This is a genomic window from Nocardia sp. NPDC056952 (assembly GCF_042674185.1).
Lineage (GTDB): Bacteria > Actinomycetota > Actinomycetes > Mycobacteriales > Mycobacteriaceae > Nocardia.
The window spans coordinates 488411-510849 of the sequence record NZ_JBHURA010000001.1 but is presented as its reverse complement, the minus strand read 5'-3'; the positions used below and the strand labels follow the sequence as shown (position 1 = coordinate 510849).

The window sequence follows — 22439 nt, the reverse complement described above, 5'->3', positions numbered from 1 at the left end:
AGCCTCAATTGGCCGCCGAGCCTGCGGCCCGGCCTGAAGCGTTTCGGACTGCGGTCCGGTCGCTGATCAGCGACCGGCAGGCACACGACATGGCCCGGTCAGCGGGTGAGCTGCTGGGTGAGGTTCCCCCGCTTTCACGGAGAGCTGCAACCCGTGGTCCGATAGGACCGGAAGGAGTCGATCAGTGGCAGCACCGAAGAAATATCCGGACGAGTTGAGGGCTCGAGCCTTGCGGTTGTATCGAGAGTCCGATCCCAAGCCGACGATCCGGAAGCTCGCCGAGCAACTCGGGGTGCATCACGAGGCATTGCGGAACTGGATCCGCCAAGCCGAAGCCGATGCCGGCCACCGCCACGACCGCCCGACGACCGACATGGCCGAGGAGAACAAGCAACTCCGTAAACGAGTCGCCGAGCTGGAGCGGGTCAACGATGTATTACGCGATGCGAGTGCATATTTCGCCTCGGAGCTCAGCCAGACCCGGCGGTGATCGTGCGGTTCGTCAATGAATATCCGCAGCACCCGGTCGAGCTCGTATTACGGGTTCTGGGGATCGCGTCTTCGACGTATTACGGCTGGTTGCGGCAGGCGAAGGCGCCGTCACGGCGGAAGCTGGCCGACCAAGAGCTGCTGGCTGAGATCGACGATATCCATACCAGCTCCGGCGGGTCTTACGGGTCGCCGCGGGTTCACGCGATGCTGGCCCGGCGCGGGTTCTCTGTCGGCCGCAAACGCGTCGAGCGGTTGATGCGGGGTGCGGGTTTGCAGGGCACGTTCCTGCGGAAGAAGTGGCGGCTGGGTTCGACCCGACAGGATCGGCGTGCCACCCCAGCCCCAGACCTGGTCAATCGTGACTTCACTGCCGGCGAGCCGGACCGGTTGTGGGTCGCCGATGCCACCCGCATCGTCTGCGGTGAGGGTGTGTTCTGGCTGGCCGCGGTCCGGGACGCGTTCTCGAACCGAACCGTGGGCTGGAAGTGCTCGGACCGTTGTGACACCGAGCTGGTCCTCGGCGCGTTGGAGTACGCGGTCTGGACGCGAGACGTGCGCGATGGGCAGCTGGTTCACCACTCCGATCGCGGGTCGACCTACACAGCGATCCGGTTCGCTAACCGGTTGGCCGACAACGGGATCGCTCAATCAATGGGTTCAGTCGGCGACAGCTACGACAACGCTCTCATGGAGAATTTCTTCTCCACCCCGAAGACCGAGTTGGTGTATCGAAACAGTTGGCGGACACGGGAAGACGCCGAGAACGCCTTGTTCGCCTACATCGATGGCTGGTACAACACCCAGCGGATCCAGAAGAAGCTCGGCTGGCGGTCACCCGACGAGTACGAAGCCAGCTACCATGGCCGGGTTCCAGCCGGAACCAGGTAATTTGCTCTCCGGCTCAGCGGGGGAACCTCACGTTCGGCGGGATCCGCAAGCTTCCCTCCGGGCGATGGCAAGCCAACTACACCGGCACCGACAAAGCCATCCACAAAGCCCCGACAAAATTCGCCACCCGAATACGTGCGGAAGGCTAGGTCGCCTCCGAACACGAACTCATAGAACGCGGCATCTGGACTCCCCCCCCCCAGACAGCCGCACCTCGACCGAGCCTTCACCGCCTCCGATCTTGTTCGGGCAATACGCTGCACGAGTCCTCGCAACCCGAGTGTCCCGACGTGGGCGACCCCTCGCGAGGCGAACCATCGACTACTACAACTACCTGCTCCGCGATCACATCAACCCGACATTCCAAACGACACCTGTCACCGACATCACCCTCAAGATGGTCCGCGACTGGTATAGCACCGTCACACGCGTTCGCCCACGAGGAGCCAAATCCACGACGATCGACGCCGACGACGCAGTGCCCACTACACGAGCCCGCGCCTACGAGGTCCTTCGCATGGTCCTCAACGTCGCGGTCGAGGACGGCCACATCACCAACAACCCCTGCCAACTCAAAGGAGCCACCGCCGTCCAACCCGCCCACGACGCGATCGTGCGATCCGGTACCACTCGAACCCGACGCGACTCCAGGCCGGTAGAACTCCGCATCAAGATCAGAGGTGCCCTGACAGCATCAGAAAAGGAAGCAACGACGCGAATTCGATTTCACGGCCGGAGCACCGCACGCGACGGCTCACTCGTTCCAGAATTGATCGACTCGAACCGAGATCCCGTACGATCTTCTCACGTTCCTCGAATGAGAACCAGCGAACCTCGGAACCGCGATCGCTGCGAGCACCGAGGGCATCGCCGGGAAATCTGCAGCGAAAGTGCGCAACGACCACTACGTCCCCAACGGAGCGGAACCGCTGGATCAGTGCCCGGCTCGACGGCGGACGGCGCTGCCCTTACACTGGGCCAGGAAGAGCTGTTGACCAGGGGACGTGACCCCAGGTGAGTTCATGCCTTCATACTCAGATCCATTCACCCGTACCGGCCGACACGTTCGTCCTGATGAGGCAACAACTCTCAGTGCGGTGGCCCGTTGGATCGCTCGTCAGCTCGCGCTTCGCCGCCAGACGCTGGTCCAGGTGTTCCTGTCGTGTGAATCGTGGCCGATGCGGATCGCGTCGTCGACGACCCCGACGACAGTCATCGCACCGAGTTCTTTGGCTGGACAACATAAGTCAACGCTGACACCCCGACGATCGGCTCGGTATCCCCAGCGTGTAGAGACCATCCGCTGTAGCCGAGAAGCGCCAGGTCCGCACGATGGAGCCGACCTATGCCTGACGCGGGCCACCCACAGCGAGCCGCGAGTCTTGCCCGACCACACCCACATCCCGTCGCCGCGCTCCAAGCCGACCTCCTAGTCAGGGGGTCGGCTTTCTACTGCGCTCACCGACCGATGCGACAGACAGGGCGGTAGACGTCGGCCTTGAGAACGACACCGTCGCCCGACCCTTCGCGCACGATCGCCAGCCACGGCCAGATCGACGCACAACGGTGCCACATCATCCGCACGAGCTTCCGACGCGGTCGCTGATCTTTGCCAGCGTCGAGAAGCGTCGCCGCTCCCACGTTTTCGACGACCCAGCTCTCACTCGCGAGCACGAACTCCAAGCCCATCTATCCCGCGCATCTTCGACCACGAGGAGGTCCAGTGCCACCGAAGAAGTCCCGCTCGCGTGCGACAACCCGTCGCGGTTTCGGCAGAATCCGCGAACTGCCTTCCGGCCGTTGGCTCGCGAGCTATATCGGCCCGGACACCGGCCTGCACAAAGCGGCCCAAACCTTCGACACCAAAACACGCGCGGAAGGCTGGCTTTCAGCCGAACGCACTCTGATAGATCTCGAAACATGGGAGCCTCCCGCACTCCGAAACCTGCCGATCGCCGTCTCAGAGCCAGCGCCTCCGGTCCTCTTCGGCGCCTACGCCGCACGCATCATTGCCACGCGAGTCTCCCGGAGAGGCCAACCCCTCTCCCGACGCACCATGGAGTCCTACAAGTCGCTGCTTCGCCTGCACATCAACCCCACCTTCGAATCGACACCGGTGCAAGACATCACCTTGGCGATGGTCCGGGACTGGTACAGCAACGTCTCCCGTGTCCGCAAACGGGGACGAAAGTCCAATCCCGACCAAGTTCACACCGAAGTCCCGACGCAGAGGGCACGGGCCTACGAGGTCCTACGGATGGTGCTCAACGTCGCCGTCGAAGACGAACTCATCGTCAAGAACCCGTGTCGCATCAAGGGCGCGACAGCGGTCCAGCCGGCACACGATCCCACCGTTCTGAGCCCTGCCGAGATCGGCAACCTCGCGTCCGCCATGCCCGAAACACTGTCCGTTTCAGTGCTGCTCGCCGGTTGGTGTGGGCTTCGCCCATCCGAAACCTTCGAGTTGCGTCGACGCGACTTCAACTCCGACTGCTCGGTCATGACCGTCTCGTTCGCCGCTACCTACCGCGAGGGAAAGATCGAGATCGGCCGCCCTAAATCTGGCTCGACGGGCCCGGTGGTCATCCCCAGCCATATCCGAGCGGCGGTCCGCACCCATCTCGACCGGTACGTCGATTCCCCGACGAACTCACTGCTATTCCCCGACCCGGAGACCGGCGACACCATGCGCGAATGGGTCTACCGCCGAATCTTCAACGCGGCGTGCGTCAAGATCGGACGCCCCGACTTCCGACCCGGCGAGCAACGACACACCGGAGGAACCGTCGCCGCGCAAGCGGGCGGTACGCTCGCCGAAATCATGGAACGCCTGCGGCACAAGACCCCCGCCGCCGCGATGCGCTACCAGAAAGTCGGCGCTGGACGCGCACAAGCCTTGGCTGACAACATCGCGAAGCTGGCCAGCAGCGACAGCGGGGATTCCGCGGACCAACCCTAACCAGCAGATCCTTCGCGCTGGCACGCAAGTATTCCTGGCCACCGCTCTCATCAATACCCGCTACATCGACCCGACCCGGCACGGCGCCCACAATCGCGAGGTCGCCAGGTCCCTGCCACGCACTCCTGGCCCTCTTCAAAACACTCGGACGCGTGAAAAGTCCCGTGCTACCGTGGAATCACCCACTACGGGACCGGCGGACGAACCGCGGTAACCAGTGCGGATCCACCTTCAAGGCATGCAGCGCCGACAACTGGCCTAAACAATTGGGCCCGAGTCGTTCGGCTGCCGCGCCGAATCGACAGGATTATCCGCTATGCCCGATCTACGCACCCCCTACAAACTGTTCCTGACACAGTCGACACCGTCGAAGCACCGCATTTTCGCAATCCACCAAAGTCAAGGCAGCTGGGATCGCCTACTTGCCATTGCTACATGCGAAACACGTTGGGAGGCAGTCCGGTTGGCTGATGCGCTCAACGCACTCTTGACCGGTACGGTGCTTGCCCCGCAGTTCGTGGACGAGGCTCTCGTGACAGCCCCCGCGCCGGTGCGCTCTCAAGTGGACAAAATCGTCGAAGCGATCACCACCGGCGACTATGCCGGCCACGGCCGGTACCTCGACGCGCTGTTCCGGCCGTCCATCTGCGGCGTGATGCGGTTTCCCGTCGGCCCAACCGGTGGAGTTGACCAGTCAGCCGACTACGACAGCGACCATCCGGACTACGACTGGGCGTTCCACGCGTGTCCGATTACGCCCCGGACGGCCGAAGCACTGCGCACCGAAGGCTGCATCCTCTCGGACGAGATCGACGAACTCGGCGACGAATGCTTGCCACCCAGGCTTCGAGGACACGGTAAGCCGTTTCGGGACAAGTTCATCGAGCGCGTCGACGCATTGGTCGACGACCTTCAGCACGGCGAGGCACCAGAACCGCGCTGCAACGCCGAGCAAATCGCCTTGTGGATGATCCTCCGATACGCCGAGGACACCACGACTGAAAATGGGGTGATGTCGCCGAGCATCAACGATCTGCCGCCGAGCGACTACGACTACCAATTCGAGCAGCTCAGGGACTCTCTGTACGAGGATCACGACTTCCGAGAGTTCTTCACCGACATCGGCAAAAAGACAATCTTCGCCGAGAGCATCCATCGCCTGTTCGAGCCGTTCAGCCACCCCGGTCCACGCCAGCGATGACGCTATGACAGCCGCGACTTCTTGCCAGCCGAGACATGGTGGCGCAGCCCGATGAATTGCGGTTTCCTGGAAGGGTCAACGCGATCAATCGTCCAAGCACAAATCTGCGGTCGTCCGCGAGGGCATCGCCAGCCAGCAACATCAGCGCGCCGAGCCGTCCGTCGGAACCAGTACCTGCGGTGATACCCATACCCATCTCCGATCCCGCTGAGCGTCATCGCCCCCAAGGCTGAGGGCAGGGTCTCGGCGCAATAACCAAAGAGGTGATTCCGTTGAGACAGATACGCGCTCGGCACCACGGTTGCCTCCCTCGACTGCTACCGTCCGGCGCGCCCCGATGAGGCGCGGGCGACCACCGCGGCCCATCGGGGTTCCCGGCAAGCCCATGCTCACCGAGCTGACACCGGGCCATTGGAAAGCACGCGTGTGCGTCCGAGATCCCTCGGGCAGACGGCGCGAGGTCACACGAACCTCCACACTCAAACTCGATTCCCGCGGCCACCCCGTCCCCGACCGCACCGGTCAGCGTGCCCTCGACGCCGTGCTGGCAGCTGCCATCACCATCACCGCCGATCTTGGTGACGGCGAGTTGTCCGCCACGACGACGGTCGCGCGACTGTGGGCACGCTATCGTGAATACCTCGTTACCCAGGACCGCGCACCAAGCACCATCACCCGCTACGACCACGTGGCCAAACTGTTCGAGACCGCGTTCGGCGGCCGGCAACTGATGGAAGTCACCACCTCAGCCATCGAGGGATTCCTGACCGAAGTCGGCCACACCAGAGGCCCCTCGAACATGCGAACTGCGCGCACTGTGCTCTCCGGAATGTTCCGCTACGCCGTCCGCACGGGCCCACTCCAGGTCAACCCGGTCCGCGAAGCACAAACACCGAAGAACATCGAACCCAAAGGCCATACCGGCGGCGCAGCCAACCTGACCATCGACGAACTGCGCTTCATCCTCTCGGCCGTGCGGACCTCGCAGGCCCCGTGCCCGCGCACACCATCGAAGGCCGAACGCGAACGCGGCACCCCGGTCACCTCGGACCCGCCGACGGTGGCCGTGTACTGCGAACGAACCGACCTCGCCGACATGATGGCCCTGTACGCCGCTACCGGGCTGCGTCGATCCCAGATGCTCGGGTTGGTATGGACCGATATCGACGTTAACGCGCAGACGCTGCGCCCGACCGGGAAGCTGGTCCGAATCCCAGGCAAAGGGCTCATCCGTGTCGCCAAGACGGACGACCCGAAGAACCACACCGGCACGATCGCGCTGCCCGAGTTCGCCATGGAAATCCTCGAACGCCGCAAAGCGGCCTTGGCGGCCCGACGACTGACATCGCCTCCCGATCCCGAAATCGAGGAACCAGGCCTGGTGTTCCCGTCTACCTCGTGGACCCTGCGCGATCCGCAGAACGTCGGCCACAGTTGGCAGCGCGTCCGGGTAGCGCTCGGCCTCGCCGACACCGTCACCCCACACAGCTTCCGCCACGCCGTCGCCACAATCCTCGACGACGCCGGGCTGTCAGCCCGCGTCACCGCCGACGTCCTCGGCCATGCCGACCCGGCGATGACCCAACGCTTCTATATGGCGCGCGGGCACCCGCACAGGGTGGCCGCCGATGTTCTCAACCGAGCGGTGACCGGCCGAAGCCAGACTGCGTCAGCGAGTGGCATGGTTCGGCTCGGAATTTCTGCGACGGCAAGGCGGAAACTGCGGTCCTCCGCCTTCTCAACCGGAAAGCCTCGACTGCAACGTGGTTGTGACGCCCGCCGTCCTTCGTCAGCATTGCCTGATCGCGACGACGTTTTCGAACCCCGCCAGGTCAAGCGAGGTCGCCAAAGAGCAGCGGGAACTCGCACTGACCTGGACAACTGTGGAGCTAAGGGGACTCGAACCCCTGACCCCCACAGACTGAGGTTCGAGTCGGACTGAACAGGATCTGCGAATCTGCTGCTCGCCATCGAACCCGCCGACGCGCTGCCGGAGCGGCTGCCAACACCCACCATCTGATCGGTTGAGCCGGGGATGCGCCGGTATCCCGTAGGTCAGGCGCGACGCCGCTGAGTAACGGTCGTGCCGCCGTTGTGTCAGGTGCTCACCGGTCAGCAAGAATCACCCGAGAAGTGCCGCGTTGCTCATCAGGGCGGCCGTCGCGTCTATTGGGTGGCAGTCTCCTGTCTACCTGTAGTTCCCTACGAAGTACTGGCCATACCCCTACCAGTTCGGAGTATCCGGCGTCGCTGAGTTGCACCTGCCAGGTGTGTGTGGAAGCGACGTCTCTGTGCGATGTGTGGGTGAGATCGCCCTGTGCGAACAGAAGTGATCGGGCGCGCCATCGTCCATCGTGTCCGGTCCAGGTGAACAACTTCCGGGTGTCATGTCGCCATCCCAGTCGTTCTCCTACCGCAGGATGCAGGGCCAACCATGTCATCTCGACCGCGTCGCTGGAGTGCTCGTGTCCGTGCACGACCAGTTCTTCCCAGCTCCACTCGAGGTCTGGGGACTCGGGGTACCGCTGGGCGCCATCGAAGTTCAGTTCCCATGGGCGTGCCCGGGGCCGAAGCAATGGCCAGCTCGATGAGTCGTGCAAGGTGTAGAGGGAGCGGTCCTCCTCAGGCAGGCCCAGGTCCAGAATCCGCCAGCTACCACGCTCGGCGAGAATGTAATGGCCGCTGTTGAGGTAGTCGTCGATGTATTGCTCCGTGGCCTGGCCAGTCTCTGCGCACCATCGTCGGAAGTCACGGACGGGTGATGTTTCGGCTATCCAGGGTAGTGGCATCGTGTCGGGCCAAGAGTCCGGCTCAATGCCGACCAGACGTTCGTCGATGAGGCCGAGGTGATGTGACCTGGGGAACGGGATGTTGTCCAGGAGTCCGGCGTCGGCGAGTTCGGCGAGCACGGTTGCCAGACCGCGGCGGCCGGCCATGTAGGCCCAGGGCCGGTAGCCGAGCCGCTGTTGACGGGCGTTGAGCAGCTCAGCTTGTCCCTGATGACCAGCAGCGATCCACCGGTCGCTGCTGGAAGCGGCAACACGGGCTGCCCGGTAGAGCAAAGCTGATACAGGCAGCGACGACCAATGGGCTAGCAGTTCCAGGGCTTGGTCGAAGGGCGCGACCAACTGCCGCGGATCATGTAGGTCCAGGTAGGGCACGCCGCGATGATCCAACTCGGGCAATGTTCGAGCCGCAGGCGTCGGCAGTACCAAGTTGTAGGCGGTCGGCAATGCTTGGGCGCTCGGACGAGGCAGCCGGATGCCATAGATGTGGCCGATATTGGCTGCAAGGTCACGGCAGATACCGTCAGAACCAACCGCTGCTCTACCCACTGCCTCGGTCAACGCAACCGAAAGTTCGCTGACATGCTCATCGGGTCGGGTCGTTATCAGGCTCAACAGAGCCGATTCCCCTCTCCATCCTCCGGTGTCGATCGCTTCGGCGAGGGCCGGCTGGACTGATTCGCGGTGCCGGTGGTGCAGAGTCTGCAGCGCACGGCGCGCGCCAAAGTCGACCGGACGGATTGGATGGCCGAGGAATCGCGTCACCCACCGCGCGAGCACCACCACGGGGTGAGTTGTTGTGACCGTGGTGAAGTCGATCGGGTTTTCTATCCTGTCGATCGGCAGCGTGATGATTCTGTCGAGATGGGACTCAACCTGTAGCCATGCTGCGGCTATGAGATCTGCCCCTGCGACAACTGTGATGATGCGTCGAATGTCCTCAGGCGATAGATTCCCTGACAGCGAGCCGGATGCCAGAGAGTTGGCGACATCGTGCCGTGCGAGACGCACAAGTTCTGGACAGCGGTCGACGAGAGCCGCGCCGAACAAAGCCAGTCGCGATCCTCCATCGGCGTGGCGCAACCATCCCCATCCGCCCGTGCTGCTCAACTCATCGGTGAGGGTGCGTTCGGCAACCCCTACATCACCTGATCGGGCTGCAAGTGCGATCAGGGTTCCCAATGCGGGCCCATGCAGACCAACACGGGTGGCGTGCTCGATCAGAGCTCGCACGGTTGCCAGAGGCACTGTCCCTGTCGACGCCAGACGCTGGACGGTCTCATCCCAGCCTCCCATCGGTGCCGTGTCGGTGATCGAATCGGCCGTGCGCATCAGCGTCAGAAGTGACCCGATCGAGTTGATCTGTGGTTGGTCCGATTCCACACGCGGTGTTCTCAAGGGGATCACCTCCGACGAGGCCGGGTCTGGGTCGTGAACTGGCAGCGGGATTGGGCACAGAGCCGCAGCATCCCGCAGTGTCTGCATGGCCGATCCATCAAGATCCTCGCGCGACTCCACGGCCTCCTCGATGCGGGCAGGTCGTTCGGTCGCGATCGGATATAGCAGTCGAGCCGCTACGGCGGCGGCATCGGCAACCGGGATCTCGGGATGTCGACATGCGGTCGCTGTGATGACCTCGATCATCTTCGCTTCACTGAGAACTCCAGCGTTGCACAGCCATTCAGCCAACTCGCTACCCAATGCCGGGTGTTGAGCGAAGGTGAGCTCAAGGAGTCGCTCGGCAGCGTCGGACGCCTGAAGCCCTGCAACGGTGGCCGCTGCCGCCAAGCGTTCGGCATACCGACAGGCAGCCGAGTCAAACTCGATCGGTTCCAGCAGTCCTGACGTGGTGGCCTCGGCGAGCCAGTCGACCCATTCGATGAGCTGCTGGTCGTGATCGCTTGCTCCGAGACTAATCGACGCTCGCACAGCCTGTTGGACGCACCGAAGCGCGGCATCGTGCTCTTGCGCAGCTGCCCATGCCCGCGCCTGGCCAAGGTATCGAGTCGCCCGGCTGTACGGCTCATCGTGAAGTGCGTCGATCTCGATGTCGAGTCCACTCAGCCATTCCACAGCCCATGGTCGAGACTCGGGGTCGGTGTTCAACGCAGCCGTGATGACCGCCTGTCGTTGTTCGGGTGACCAAAAAGAACGGCGGACACGATCAGTCCAGGCAGCGTCATATTCGGCGAGAAGCCGCATCAACCCGTCATATCCCCCGGACTCAGCCGCGACCTTGATAACGCGAGCCTGCAAGTCGCGAAAGACACTCGACAATTCACTCAGCGCCATGAAGTTCTGGTCGTGGCCGGGAGACAACTCACAGAGTCGGATGATGGGACGCGCCATCGCCGCGACGGAGGGGGGTACATCGAGTCCGAGTTCTGCCAGGCGCTGCTGGCCTTCCAGATCGGCGAGCACCTTCAGTGCCTGCCGCAAGCGCTCCCGATACGGGTCATCGGTCTCATCAATCGGTGACACCGACTGCTCCGGGGCGGGATCTCGTTTCATCCGGCGCAGTCGGTACAGAGCTATCCACGTATCGTAAGCGGACAACCCCTCCTCCCGCGTGTAACTTCGAGCTGGTCCCGCCGGCACCGTCCCCGGCGGGACCAGCGCGTCGAGCTCGGACCGGTCGGAGTATCCATGCCGGACGAGGAGTTCAGCACACGCAATACGGATTCCCAGCCCTACTGCATGGCGGGAGACTTCCTCGGTGACAATTTCGTCGTCATCGTCTCCCTCTGATGCGTCCTCTACATCGATGGCAGCGATCTCACCGACGAGCTGCAGCACCCGCTCCGATATCTGGTCATCCGAGGCCGCCTGTGCTTTGCGCAGCCGAGCGCTCGCTCGCCAGGACGGTCCTGCTTCGCTGTCGATCATGGCTATGAGACGGTCGATTTCCAGCTCGTCACGGCTTTCCACCGCTCGGTGCAAGCACACCATATGCACGACATTGCGGCCGTATGCGCGGTCTTCCTCTTCGCCGTCATCGGAGAATCGATCATCTGAGACATCAGCGGTGGTGTCCGCTTTATCTGTTGCGGGCTTTGCTGGCAGGTGATGGTCGAGTTCGGCGAGAACGGCGTCGGTTCCCGACAGCAGCCAAGTCACCTTGGCCCAGTCGGCGATCGCCGTGTCTGATCGTCTCGCGGTGTCGAGCAGGCCTGCGATTCCGCCACAGGCGCGAACGATTTGCTGTGCAGCATCGATGCCACCCACAGTGGCGAATTCGACAGCGAGCCGCACCGCCTCGGCGGGTTCGACACGCAGAGTGTTAGCCCGCACGATGTGGTCAAGCGCGATCCGACGGTCACTCAGGAGAATGGTTTTCGCCAGCTCAGCAGTCTCGAGGACGTAGTCGCGTACCCAGATTTCGTTGAGGAAGATCAGCAGCGACACCAGCGTCGGCGCGTCGTCGATGCTGATGGCCGAGCGCATACCTAACATCGCGTGATCGCGGACCGTTTCGAGCGGACGTAGGTTATTCACCAGGGATTGCAGGAGTTCGTCCGGAGTCGCGAGCGTCAGAACACGGTCGTGTTGTTGCGCCAGATATCGATGTGCGATCTCCTCCTCACCGTAGAGGCGCCACTCATCGCGTGCATCGGCACAGACCTCGGCCAGGCGCTGGTGGAAGTAGCGATCAGTATCTGGGCTGACTAGAGGGCCGACACGGGCGGTTTCCTCGGCCAGGAACAGCCGGAAGCTGTTGTGGATGAATTGCAGATCGTCGCCGGACTGGCGAAAATATGCGGCGGTAGTCTCGGTGAATGTCGCGACGACAGCGGGGTCCGTCCAGGTCGCCAACCACGCCGGATTGATAGGAACGCGCAGTCGCGCCACCATTCCGAGCAGATCACGAACTTCCGGATTCGACCCGACACTAAGGAAGTATCCACGGTAGCGCGCTTGGATGTCGCCGCCGTAATCGGAAGCCCCGCGCAGCAGAACCCATGCAGACTCACGGCGCGACTGCAGGTTTGGGTCGTGCTCTTGCAGTGCGGCCAGGTCCTGGAGCAGGTAGGTCAAGGCCAGTGGATGGCCTTCGCCTGCTTCGACTGCTTTCTCGATCTGGTTGTCATACAACCAGGAGCCGACGCCGCTGAGTTCGATGAGTTGACGTGACTCCTGAACAGATAGTGGCGGCACGACGACCGTGCGATCCGGTTGCTCCAGGACCGCGCGAATCTCAGGCCGCAGCATCGCCACGCTTTGGGTGCCCAGGACAACGAAAACGCCGTCGGGTAGCGCGGCAGGTGTTGGCAACTCCTCGATGAAGGATCGCGTCGGGCTCTGCTCTCGTGGTACGTGATCGAGTCCATCGATGATGAGGATCGTCGGTTCACGTTGTTGCGTCCACCGCCGCCCTGCCTGGTCCAACTGATCGAGCAGCACCGCTCTACGGCTGTGGAGGTCATTGGCGATCCCACGGCGCCCCAGTCCGCTCGTCTCCAGAGCCAGCGAAACGTCGTGCAGATAACTTTCGGCTTCGCCGCGACTGCTGAGTGGATTCGGGGAGTCGGGTACGAAGGCGTAGTAGTAGACCACTGTGCCGGGCAGCTTCATGCTGGCCAGCAGAGTCGACTTGCCCGATCCTGCGGGGCCGATCAACGCCAGGTACCCGCTGCCGAACTCGGTGATTCGCTGTTCCAAGGCGCTTCGCGCGGCGTTGTTGGCGGTATAGACCGCCGGGATCGGAAACCTGTGTGGATGCCGGTAGGCGAGCCTGTGGGTCCACCCCAGTCGTTTCAGCAGCTCATCACGGCTGAGCTGCTCGGGTCGTTCAGGCTCGCGGACGATGTCCCACAGTGTCACCCTGAGGTGTTCGACGTCGTCGTCGTCCACACCGTCCTGGTCGGGCAGAAGTAGCGGATCAACCGCCTGTACGCCGAAACGCAGCTCCAATGCCCCGATGAATCCGACAAACTCCTCATCGGTGAGCGGGGCCATCTCCCGCAACGCCTCCCAGACCGGATTCCAGTCCACGACCGCAGGCAGAGCGACCAGTTCACTCCACAGCGTGCAGCCGTTGGATATTGCCTCCCGAACGGGGGCGATGCCGTGAATGACAAACCGTGCCAGGGTATGAGGCACCGACGCACTGGCCATGCCCAGGGGAGTACTGCGGCTCGCAGGAGAATTCGAAGCAATATCGTTGCTGCACAGGTAGATCGTGAGGGGCCCCGCAGTTGTCGTGCGTAGCCTCTGCCACGCCGTCGCCAACTGCGTGAACAGTCCCGGCTTCGCAGGTCGCCCCTGCTGGGATTTCTCCCCCGCGGTGAGATCGCTCCAAGTGAAGGCCCCTGGCACCTGCGACCATTTGACCTGAAGCGCGTGACGGCGACCCCCAGACTGGAACTGGAAGTCGTCTGCGATCCCGGCGTTCGGGTCGGCGACTCGAATCCACTCCAGAGTGGCCAATTTTGCGAGAACGATGCGTGCTGCCAGCTCGAACTGACCTCCGAAGCCGACCAGCGCAGCCACTTCGCCCTTGCTCGGTTCCACTTCGCTCTCCCCATCGCCGTGTCTCGACCTCCTCGCGGTCAACGACCGTTCAGCGTAGCCCTACAGTTGCCGATAAGTCGTCAGCGTTTCGAAACCGTCGCCGTACAACGACGACGCAGTACAGAGACCCTGCCCCTGAAGCCCGCCGAGCGAAAACCATTGCCGCGCACCGCCAGCGACGAGCACCCAAAGCTTCAGAATCCGTGTCGAGCGGAACGGAACGCCCTTCATTCCATCGGTGCCGATGCTCTATGGCCCCTCGGCCGTGACCTACGCACGCGCCCGGATTACTACCCCTGGCTGGCGAAATCTCCTGATGTCAGGTTTCCTGGAAGAGAAGAGCCTCGATCGGGCCTCAAGTCCACTAGGTGCCCGATGTACAAACTCGATATTTCATGCCCCCCGACGAGCCACCGATCCCAGTCGTCGAAACCACCAAGCACACCTCGCTCAACGTGGTCCTCGACTGTCACCTTCAGCAGCGACCACGACTGCGGATACCGCGTGCTACACAACGCGGGCCGCTGGCTTGTTGGGTCGGTGCGCCGTGGCTCGGCGTAGCACCAAGCGAACCACCAATCCGAGCCGCTATGTCTCCATCAAGTTCGCGGCCGAACGAGCCGACGTCAGTACTGACACCATTCGAAGGATGATCGCAGACGGCACGCTTGCTGCCTACAGGTTCCGCGGTCAGATCCGGATCGCGATCGAAGACATCGATGCGGCGATGTGGCCGATCAACTGACGCGTCAGGCAGTGACGCATCAGACAGCGGCAACAGCCCATTGTGACTGGAATCACTCATTCACAAGGCGTTCTGACGCCCTTGGCGACCCGATTCGGCCCCGCCTCAGAAGCCTAGCGACGAACGCTATTGCACGTATGTTGCACGAAAAGTGCAGGCCATCGCCGAAAAGTCTCTGACCTGCACTTTTGAGGTGGTCCCAGCTGGTTTCGAACCAGCGACCTTCCGCGTGTGAGGCGGACGCTCTCCCGCTGAGCTATGGGACCGAACACTGTGTCGGGCGGGTTTGGAGCCGCTCGAACGAGATGGAACATTAGCACGGGGGGCCGGGATGACACCAAATCGCCTTGTGAAGCGGGGTTTCGGCGAAGGAACTTCGCCGGGCCGGCGCTCGCGTTCGCGCGCGTGTGCGCGCGGGCGGGCGATCGATGGTCCCCACATTCACCCCTCGGGCGATATCATGGCTAGATGCGCATATCTATGTTTCACGATGTGGAGACGAGGGGTCACTGGGCGGCGCGGAGACCCGGGTCGACGTGGGCGACATGCGTGTAATTCATATTTAGGGCGGTTTACCAGGCGATTTGTAGTCTGCGTCGAACGTCGGCTAATGTTCTCATCGCACCGCAGAGAGCAGCAAAGCCGCCAGGCCGAGCCGCTCCCCTAAGTGTGAAGTAAATGCGGATGTGGCGCAGTGGTAGCGCATCACCTTGCCAAGGTGAGGGTCGCGAGTTCGAATCTCGTCATCCGCTCGAGAGGTAGGTAAGGCACTAGCCCCATCCTCCTTTGTACGGTGGAGTGGCCGAGTGGTGAGGCAACGGCCTGCAAAGCCGTGCACACGGGTTCGATTCCCGTCTCCACCTCGCGCGATTAGCTCAGCGGGAGAGCGCTTCCCTGACACGGAAGAGGTCACTGGTTCAATCCCAGTATCGCGCACCACCGTACCGAGTCAGGCCCCCTTTCGAGGGGGCCTGACTTGTTTGCGTTACCGGTCGAGCGAGACGAGCCTGTAACCCAGATCACTCTCGGCGCGGTTTTCCGATGAGCTCCCCTAGTATCGGCACACGGCATCGCCGGGCGGGTCCGGTGTGGGACCGGCGGCATGGAGGGGCAATCGAGTGAGGCAGATCCTGTTATCGGCGGGGATCGCTCTTGTCGTCACCATCACGCTCACGCCGGGGCTGATCCGGGTCTTCGCACGACGAGGGTTCGGGCAGGAGATCCGGATCGACGGGCCTGCCAGCCATAAGGCCAAACGCGGAACGCCCACGATGGGCGGGCTGGCGATCGGGGCAGGGGTGTGGGCCGGGTATCTCGGGTCGCATCTGATCGGGTTGCTGTGGGACGCGCCGGGGCCGAGCGCGTCGGGGGTGCTGGTACTACTGCTGGCGTCGGCACTGGGTGTGGTGGGTTTCCTCGACGACTCCATCAAGCTGCGCAAGCACCGCAATCTCGGATTGACCGCGGCGGGCAAATACATCGGGCAGATCGGTGCCGCGGTGGTGTTCGCTGTGCTCGTGCTGCGGTTTCCCGGCGCTACGGGGCTCACGCCCGCCGGTCGCAACCTGTCCTATGTCCGCGACATCAACACCATCACCTTCGCGTCGCTGTTCTTCGTGGCATTCATCGTGTTGCTGGTGGTCGCGTGGTCGAACGCGGTGAACATCACCGACGGTCTCGACGGACTCGCGGCCGGGTCGATGAGCCTCACGCTCGGCGCGTACGTGGTGATCACGCTGTGGCAGTACGACAACTCGTGCGAGATCAGTCCCGGACGCGCCTGCTACACGGTGCGCGATCCGCTCGACCTGGCGATGGTCAGTGCGGCGGGCGCGGCGGCGTGCATCGGTTTCCTGTGGTGGAACGCGGCGCCGGCCAAGATCTTCATGGGCGATACCGGGTCGCTCGGCCTCGGCGGGCTGCTGGCCGGGCTGTCGATCACCAGCCGCACCGAACTGCTGGCCGTGGTGATCGGGGCGCTGTTCGTCGCCGAGATCATGTCGGTGGTGTTGCAGATCGTGGTGTTCCGCACGACGCATACCCGGCTGTTCCGGATGGCGCCGTTCCATCATCACTTCGAGCTCAACAACTGGCCCGAGACCGCGGTGATCATCCGGTTCTGGGTGCTGGCCGGGATCGCGTCGGCGACGGGGCTGTGCCTGTTCTACAGCGAGTACCTGACCTCGCTCTAGTTGTCGGGGCCTGCGGCTACGCTGACTCGATCGAGCGAGGGAGGTCGCCGCTGTGAGTGCCGAGATCGTCAGGCCACCGGGTCACGATATCGCCGCCGACGTCTCGTTCGAGCTCGAGGAGCTCGACGATCTGGTCGGCGAACTGCTCACCGACCATGCCGAGCGCGCCGCCCGCGACGCGCGGATCGTCGCGTTGCGCCTCGGGATCGGGGGGCAGCGCCCGGAGACCCTCACCCGGATCGGCGCCCGCTACGACCTGGCCCGCGACAGGGTCCGCCAGCTGTACGCCAAAGCGGTCGGGCGGATCGTGCGCGACGCCGCCCGCGCCGGACACCGGTCGGCGCAGGTGTTCGCGCACCGCTATCCGGTCGAGGCGGGCGATCTGCGTCTGGTGCGCATGCTGCTGGCCGAGACCTACGCGACCGATACCGACCTGGTCGCCATGGAATGGTCCTACCTCAAGCTCCGGCTGGCCGGACACGAACCGGGCGACGCCAAGCGGGTGGCCGGCTATGTGATGCAGCGAATCCTGGGCTGGCAGAAGAAGACTGCCAGCATCTTGGCCAAGCTCCAGGTGCCGGCGGACGGCGCCGACGATCTGCGGGCGCTGCTGGCCGAGGTCGAGTGGGCGACCGGGTCGCCCGCCCCACTGCCCACGGAGTCGGCGCGCGTGGCCGACGGTGACGACGACGGCCGCGGCCGGTTCTACCTGGCGAAGGCGGGCCGCGACGTCGCCTACGACTCGGCCATGGCGGCCCGGCTACTGCGAACCCTCGACGCCGACCCGGCGGTGGCGGCGTTCCAGGAAGAACCGACCGCACTGACCTACCGCTTCGCCGACGAAGACCAGGTGCACTATCCGGCCGTGGCCGCACAGCTCACCGACGGCCGCACGGTGCTCATCGACGTGGTACCGCTGGGCCGCACAGCTTTCCACCGCAACCGGATCCAGAGCGAACTCGGCCGCGCCTACGCACGCGAGCACGGCTGGGGCTGGCTCGTCTGGACCGGGAGCGCGATCGGTACATCCCAGCTCGAAGCCCGCCCGGTCGACGCCTCGATCGAGCAACGCCTGGCCACAGACCTGGAGCAAGGTCCCTACGATCGGCAGGCGCTGGCCACGGTCAGCACGGAAACCGGCCTCGACCTCCTCGACCTCGCTGGTCTCGTACTCCGCTACGACTGGCAGTGGGACCGGTTGCCGATGCGGCTCAGCGCATCACCATCGCGCCGACCATCACGGTGAGGACGAGCAGCATCGCGCAGCAGGTGAGCCACTGCCACTGATTCAGGGTGCGATCCATCCGCCCGATGCTCGCGCGCAGGCCCGCCGCGACCCGCTGCTGGGCGAGGAGCTCGCTGCGCAGTCCGGCCATGGTGATGGCTTCGGCGTCGGCGTTCACCCCGGCCCGATCGATCCGGTTGTGCAGACGGCCCACCAGTCGCTGCTTGTCGCGCACGGCCTGGCGCGAGACCGCCAGCTCCACCCGCTGATCGCGCAACTCGGTGCGCTGGTGCTCGATCATCGCGGCCTGCGCCGCGGTGTGCCGTTCCCAGGTGCCCACGTCGGACCACCCTCCTGTCGTGAGATCCGCGTGCCCCCAGTGCATTTCGCCGGACACCCAGTCTTGGAGAAAATCACGCAACTCGGTACTGTCGCCGGCCGGGGCGGCGAAACCGGTCTTGCCCGCGGCGAGCATGCCCTGGTCGATGCGGTAATCGGCGGCCGCGGGCGCGAAATCGGCGATGCCGACCGCGGGGACCAGCGGCACCCAGAAACCCTGCGGGCACACCCACAGCACATCGTCGATTCCGGCCGCCTGCAGGCGTTTCCGGTGCGCGCGGGCCGCTGTGATGTCGAGGGGGCCACTGCGCACCTCGACCACGCAGCGCCGGTCGCCGCGGCGCCAGTAGATATCGACGGGGATGTCGCCGATCTGTGCGTCGACCTCGGCCTCGTCGGCGCCCGCCGCCGTGAGCCTGCCGCAGATCCAGTGCTCGAGACGCTGCGTATTCCATTGGGTCGCCGCACATTCGGGGCAACCACAGCCATATCCGGTGCGTTCGGTCACGGCGCGGCGGCTGCCCTCGGAAATCCCCAGTTCGTCGAGCAGCGCTCGACGTCCACACGCCACCTGGGTCTCGCTCAGCCGCTTCGTCCTCACACCATCACTCCCTCACCAAGGGACCCGTCGTAGGCTCACGCGCACGTCCTGGACATCAGGTTCCCGCAGCCATCGAAAAGGCGCCAGCCCCCTTGACCCGCGTTCGGGTGCGTCATCGCCCGGTGATTGAGATCACAAACGCGACTCTGCTTGTATATCAAGCCATTTCATTGTGCCAACGTCGCACGAAGACGCCCAATTCTTGATCATTTCGATACACAGACCCGGCCTGTTGCATGTCCGTTTCATCCTGATTGCGAATCAGTTCGGCGCGTCGCGTAAGCGGTCACGACAACGCGTGCTGTTGCTCCGGTGGATATGATCGCTGCGGCCGAGGCGGGCACGCTCGGGCGACCACGGGAAGTAGGGTGTGCATGAACCACGCTGAGCACGACGAGTCCATCGGGTCGATGCTGGCGAGTATCGCCACGGCGCTGCGCGAAGTCAGCGACAAGCTCGATATCGTCGCCGCGCGGGTCCAGCTCGATGTGCCCACCTTCCCGGTCGACGAGGATCTGCCCGACCACACCCGGATCAGGCGGCTGGAATCCTGGGCATTTCGTGCGTCACAGGACATTTCACGCCTGAGTTCCCGGCTCGACGCCCTCGACAACGACGGTGAGCCCGATTCCGGCCGTCCGGCGCGGAGCACGCCCAGCCGCCGCGAAATTCGCGAAGCCGCGGAGGCCGCCGAACGCGCGGCCGACGGGCTCGACGACCACCAAGCGGCCCCCGAGTCCTTACCGCCGCACCGGGACCGCGATATCGACAGGTCCCGGCCCCCGCTCGAACGCCGCAACTCCCCTGTCCGGCCGACCACCGATCACCTCGGCGATCCCACCGCGCTGGCCGCGACACCGATCCCGCGCACGGCGGAGGCGGCGGCCGCGCCCCTGGGGCAACCGGCGTCGTTCGACACCGATTCGGCAGTCGCGGTCGGCGGCAATGCCGCCGGTAGCGAACCGCCGAGCCGTCGACCCGCGCCCGTGCGGCTCAGCAGTACCGGCGAGCGGGTCTCGGCCGGCAATCCGACGTCGACGAACGGGACCAACGGCACCGCGAAGGGTGTCGCCGGTGACATCGCGTCCACACGAAACGGCACACCGGTGCCCGCGGTGATCGGCACCGTGCTGACGGCACCTGTTGTCGACCCCGCGCCGGGAACGAGTGCGTCGACAGCCACGAAGCCCACCGCGACGGTGCTCTCCGAGGATCGCCCGGCCACGTCAGGTGTCAACGACAACAGCACGGCCTCATCCGCTACCGACGGACCACTGCCGGGGAGCGCGGAGGTGAGCGCTGTCGTGCGCGAGAGCGGTCCCAACGGCTTCGGGCTCGGTTCCGGTGCGAGGAAGCATGATCCGAGCTCACCGGCCGAAGCCCAGTCGGCGCGCCCGGCGCCCGGAGATCCGCTGACGGCGGAAATCAGCCCCGATGCTGTGATCGAGCGCGCTCGCCCGGTGAAGAAGCCGACGGAGAGCTCGGCGACAGGAGACGGCCGACTGCGCGTTCCGTCGCCGGAGGAGCTGTCCCCCAACGGGAACGGTGTCGCACGGCCCGCGCCGACGGAACCCGTCGATGCCGCCGACGACCACTCGCCGTCGGGATTCACCGGTGAGCGATCCGCGACGCCCCCGAATAGCAAGCCGGTCAACGGATTCGAGTCCCATTCCCCGCTGGCAGGTGAAATCCGCCCGGACACGTCGGTGGATGCGCAGCCCGTAGGCAATACCGCTAACGGCATCCACTGGTCTTTCACCGATGATCCGGCACCCACGTCGCCAGCCCCGGACCGAAACGGGCACGCACGCAACGGCTTCACCACCGACTCCGCGCGCCGCGCCGAATCCCTCTTCGACGATTTCACCCCGCGTGACCGCATGACCACCGGTGAATCACCCGAGCCGCCGGCCGCCTCCGGGCCGCCCCCACGCCTCACTCCCCCGGCAGAACTCACCACGCAGCCGAACCAGACGCCGGCGGAACCGGCGCGCACCCCCGGTTCATCGCACGTCAACGGTGTCGGCGACAGCACCGCGTTCCCGAGCACCGATCGACCGGCGAACACCGGCGCCCTGCCCGACCAGGCACCCCGCAACAACCACGCGACGCTCACCGACCACGACCACCCGTCCGCGGACTTCGATCCACCGACTCTCGGCCTGCCGACCGGACGCGATGGATCGGCGAGCAATCCCGATCCCCTCGCACGCGCTGCCTCCGACCCGGTTCCGCCCACCGCCACCGACTCGGCCGGCATCACCGTCACCGGCACCTACCGTGCCTTCGACATCGAACGCGCCCATGTCGACAAGCTGCAGGCCATGCTCGACGAGCTGAAACGATCGGCCGGTCTCCCGCCGGGCCGCCGCGACGTGTTCGGCCCACCGACCCCGGACGTGGGTTAGGCGCAGCGAGAAACGTCGCGACCGCGAACGCTGTGCACATCAGTCCGTGCGTCCACCTCGCACCGGTCATGCGCGAGAGGCTGACAGCTCGCCCCGTCAGGCAGGCTTCGCCAGCGGGACCAGACCCGGATCGGCCTCCGGCTTCGGAGGTTCGTGCAGGACGGTGCCGATGAGGTCACGTAGAGCGCGGTGACCGGCGTCGGCGGTGTTGCGTGGATGCCACGCCATCGCGACCACGGGGGCGGGCAGCGGCAGCGGGATCTCGAACATCGCCAAGCCGAGCGCGGTGCGTGCGGCGCGGGACAGGAGTTCCGGTGCCGGGCAGATCAATTCGGTCGACGCGAGGGTGAGCAGCGCGGTGGGCAGGTCGGCCACGGTGGCGACCACGCGGCGGGTGCGGCCGTGCAGGGCGAGGCGGTCGTCGATCGGGCCGCGCGTGCGACCGGTGGGCGAAACCTCCAGATGGCGGGCCGAGGCGTAGGCGGCGACGGTGGGGCGGTCGACAGCGAACGGGTGGTCGGGCGCGGCGACGCCGATCCAGCGGTCGGTGAACAGACGCTTGACCACCGTCTCCGGGTCGGTCTGCCCGATCATGCCGACTTCGACGTCGACCCGGCCGTCGCGCAGCGCCACCGCACCGTCGGCGGCGTCGGCGGCGAGCAGCCGCACGGTCACCCCTGGCAGCTCTGCGTGGACCGCCGCCAGTAGCGGACCGGACAGGCTCGCGCCGACCGAATCACCCACGCGGACAACGAAATCACGATGTCTGCCCGGCCCGTTCCCGTCGCGGGCGGTGAGCAGCGACCGACCCTGATCGACCAGGCTCGCCACATCGTGGCGCAATTCGAGGGCCCGCGGCGTGGGCACCATCTGTCTGCCCGAGCGCACGAGCAGCGGATCGCCGAGAACCTCGCGCAGCCGGGTGAGGGTGCGACTCATCGCCGAGGTCGAGGTGTGCAGTCGCCTGGCCGCCTCGGTCACGCTGTTGGTGTCGAGCAGCGCGTCGAGAGCGAGCAGCAGGTTCAGATCCAGCGCGTCCACGCGAGGATTATCACCAACGCACCGATCGCCATCGGCGTTGCCGACGGCGAT

The 22439-nt window shown here is 64.8% G+C and carries 13 protein-coding genes and 4 tRNA genes; 12 read left to right on the top strand and 5 right to left on the bottom strand.

Annotated features, from left to right (window positions below; all coding sequences use genetic code 11):
* Positions 1-184 precede the first annotated feature (184 nt).
* Entirely contained in the window at positions 185-490 is a 306-nt protein-coding gene (locus tag ACFTS5_RS02225; protein ID WP_378626764.1) for a transposase, read from the top strand.
* 2 nt (positions 491-492) lie between these two features.
* Positions 493-1380 (top strand): IS3 family transposase, encoded by an 888-nt coding sequence (locus ACFTS5_RS02220; protein ID WP_378626762.1) that lies wholly within the window; start codon positions 493-495, stop codon positions 1378-1380.
* 1458 nt (positions 1381-2838) lie between these two features.
* Here ACFTS5_RS02220 and ACFTS5_RS02215 read toward each other — a convergent pair.
* Complete coding sequence (locus tag ACFTS5_RS02215; RefSeq protein ID WP_378626761.1) at positions 2839-3063, bottom strand: hypothetical protein; 225 nt, start codon at positions 3061-3063, stop codon at positions 2839-2841.
* Between the two features lie 40 nt (positions 3064-3103).
* Between ACFTS5_RS02215 and ACFTS5_RS02210 the strand changes: the two genes are divergently transcribed.
* The 3 genes from ACFTS5_RS02210 to ACFTS5_RS02200 all read left to right on the top strand — a co-directional run bounded on the left by ACFTS5_RS02210 (position 3104) and on the right by ACFTS5_RS02200 (position 7482).
* A complete protein-coding gene (locus ACFTS5_RS02210) occupies positions 3104-4339 on the top strand; it encodes a tyrosine-type recombinase/integrase (RefSeq protein ID WP_378626759.1) in 1236 nt (411 codons plus the stop codon).
* Positions 4340-4802: 463 nt separating this feature from the next.
* The gene (locus ACFTS5_RS02205; RefSeq protein ID WP_378626757.1) at positions 4803-5540 is read left to right on the top strand and encodes a hypothetical protein; all 738 of its coding nucleotides are present in this window, start codon (positions 4803-4805) and stop codon (positions 5538-5540) included.
* A 337-nt stretch (positions 5541-5877) separates the two neighbouring features.
* Complete coding sequence (locus ACFTS5_RS02200) at positions 5878-7482, top strand: tyrosine-type recombinase/integrase (RefSeq protein WP_378626755.1); 1605 nt, start codon at positions 5878-5880, stop codon at positions 7480-7482.
* 163 nt (positions 7483-7645) lie between these two features.
* Here ACFTS5_RS02200 and ACFTS5_RS02195 read toward each other — a convergent pair whose 3' ends face one another.
* On the bottom strand, positions 7646-13837 hold the full coding sequence (locus ACFTS5_RS02195; RefSeq protein WP_378626753.1) for a hypothetical protein: 6192 nt from the start codon (positions 13835-13837) through the stop codon (positions 7646-7648).
* A 244-nt stretch (positions 13838-14081) separates the two neighbouring features.
* Between ACFTS5_RS02195 and ACFTS5_RS02190 the strand changes: the two genes are divergently transcribed.
* Positions 14082-14582, top strand: coding sequence for an excisionase family DNA-binding protein (locus tag ACFTS5_RS02190; RefSeq protein ID WP_378628286.1), 501 nt, complete (start codon positions 14082-14084; stop codon positions 14580-14582).
* 194 nt (positions 14583-14776) lie between these two features.
* On the opposite strand, the gene ACFTS5_RS02185 is transcribed toward ACFTS5_RS02190, so the two are convergent.
* Positions 14777-14848, bottom strand: a tRNA-Val gene (locus ACFTS5_RS02185).
* 414 nt (positions 14849-15262) lie between these two features.
* Between ACFTS5_RS02185 and ACFTS5_RS02180 the strand changes: the two genes are divergently transcribed.
* The 5 genes from ACFTS5_RS02180 (at position 15263) to ACFTS5_RS02160 (ending at position 18020) form a co-directional block, all read left to right on the top strand.
* A tRNA-Gly gene (locus ACFTS5_RS02180) sits at positions 15263-15334 on the top strand.
* Between the two features lie 40 nt (positions 15335-15374).
* Positions 15375-15445 (top strand) — tRNA-Cys (locus ACFTS5_RS02175).
* A gap of 1 nt (position 15446) precedes the next feature.
* Positions 15447-15521 (top strand) — tRNA-Val (locus tag ACFTS5_RS02170).
* 179 nt (positions 15522-15700) lie between these two features.
* Positions 15701-16774, top strand: coding sequence for a phospho-N-acetylmuramoyl-pentapeptide-transferase (gene mraY, locus ACFTS5_RS02165; RefSeq protein WP_378626751.1), 1074 nt, complete (start codon positions 15701-15703; stop codon positions 16772-16774).
* 52 nt (positions 16775-16826) lie between these two features.
* A complete protein-coding gene (locus ACFTS5_RS02160) occupies positions 16827-18020 on the top strand; it encodes a hypothetical protein (protein WP_378626749.1) in 1194 nt (397 codons plus the stop codon).
* Here the strand turns inward: ACFTS5_RS02160 and ACFTS5_RS02155 are convergent.
* Entirely contained in the window at positions 17986-18939 is a 954-nt protein-coding gene (locus ACFTS5_RS02155; RefSeq protein ID WP_378626747.1) for a hypothetical protein, read from the bottom strand. The two genes, ACFTS5_RS02160 and ACFTS5_RS02155, sit on opposite strands and share 35 nt — an antisense overlap.
* 374 nt (positions 18940-19313) lie before the next feature.
* On the opposite strand from ACFTS5_RS02155, the gene ACFTS5_RS02150 reads away from it, so the two are divergent.
* Positions 19314-21347: a hypothetical protein gene (locus ACFTS5_RS02150; protein WP_378626745.1), complete on the top strand. Its 2034-nt coding sequence runs from the start codon at positions 19314-19316 to the stop codon at positions 21345-21347.
* 96 nt (positions 21348-21443) lie between these two features.
* Here the strand turns inward: ACFTS5_RS02150 and ACFTS5_RS02145 are convergent, their stop codons facing one another.
* Positions 21444-22388 carry a LysR family transcriptional regulator gene (locus ACFTS5_RS02145; protein ID WP_378626743.1) on the bottom strand — a complete coding sequence of 315 codons (945 nt, stop codon included), beginning with the start codon at positions 22386-22388 and terminating at the stop codon, positions 21444-21446.
* Positions 22389-22439: the final 51 nt, after the last annotated feature.

Coding starts and splice junctions, on each gene's coding strand:
- ACFTS5_RS02190 (WP_378628286.1), top strand. CDS start 14,082: ATGCTCTATGGCCCCTCGGCCGTGACCTACGCACGCGCCCGGATTACT.
- ACFTS5_RS02150 (WP_378626745.1), top strand. CDS start 19,314: ATGAACCACGCTGAGCACGACGAGTCCATCGGGTCGATGCTGGCGAGT.
- ACFTS5_RS02200 (WP_378626755.1), top strand. CDS start 5,878: ATGAGGCGCGGGCGACCACCGCGGCCCATCGGGGTTCCCGGCAAGCCC.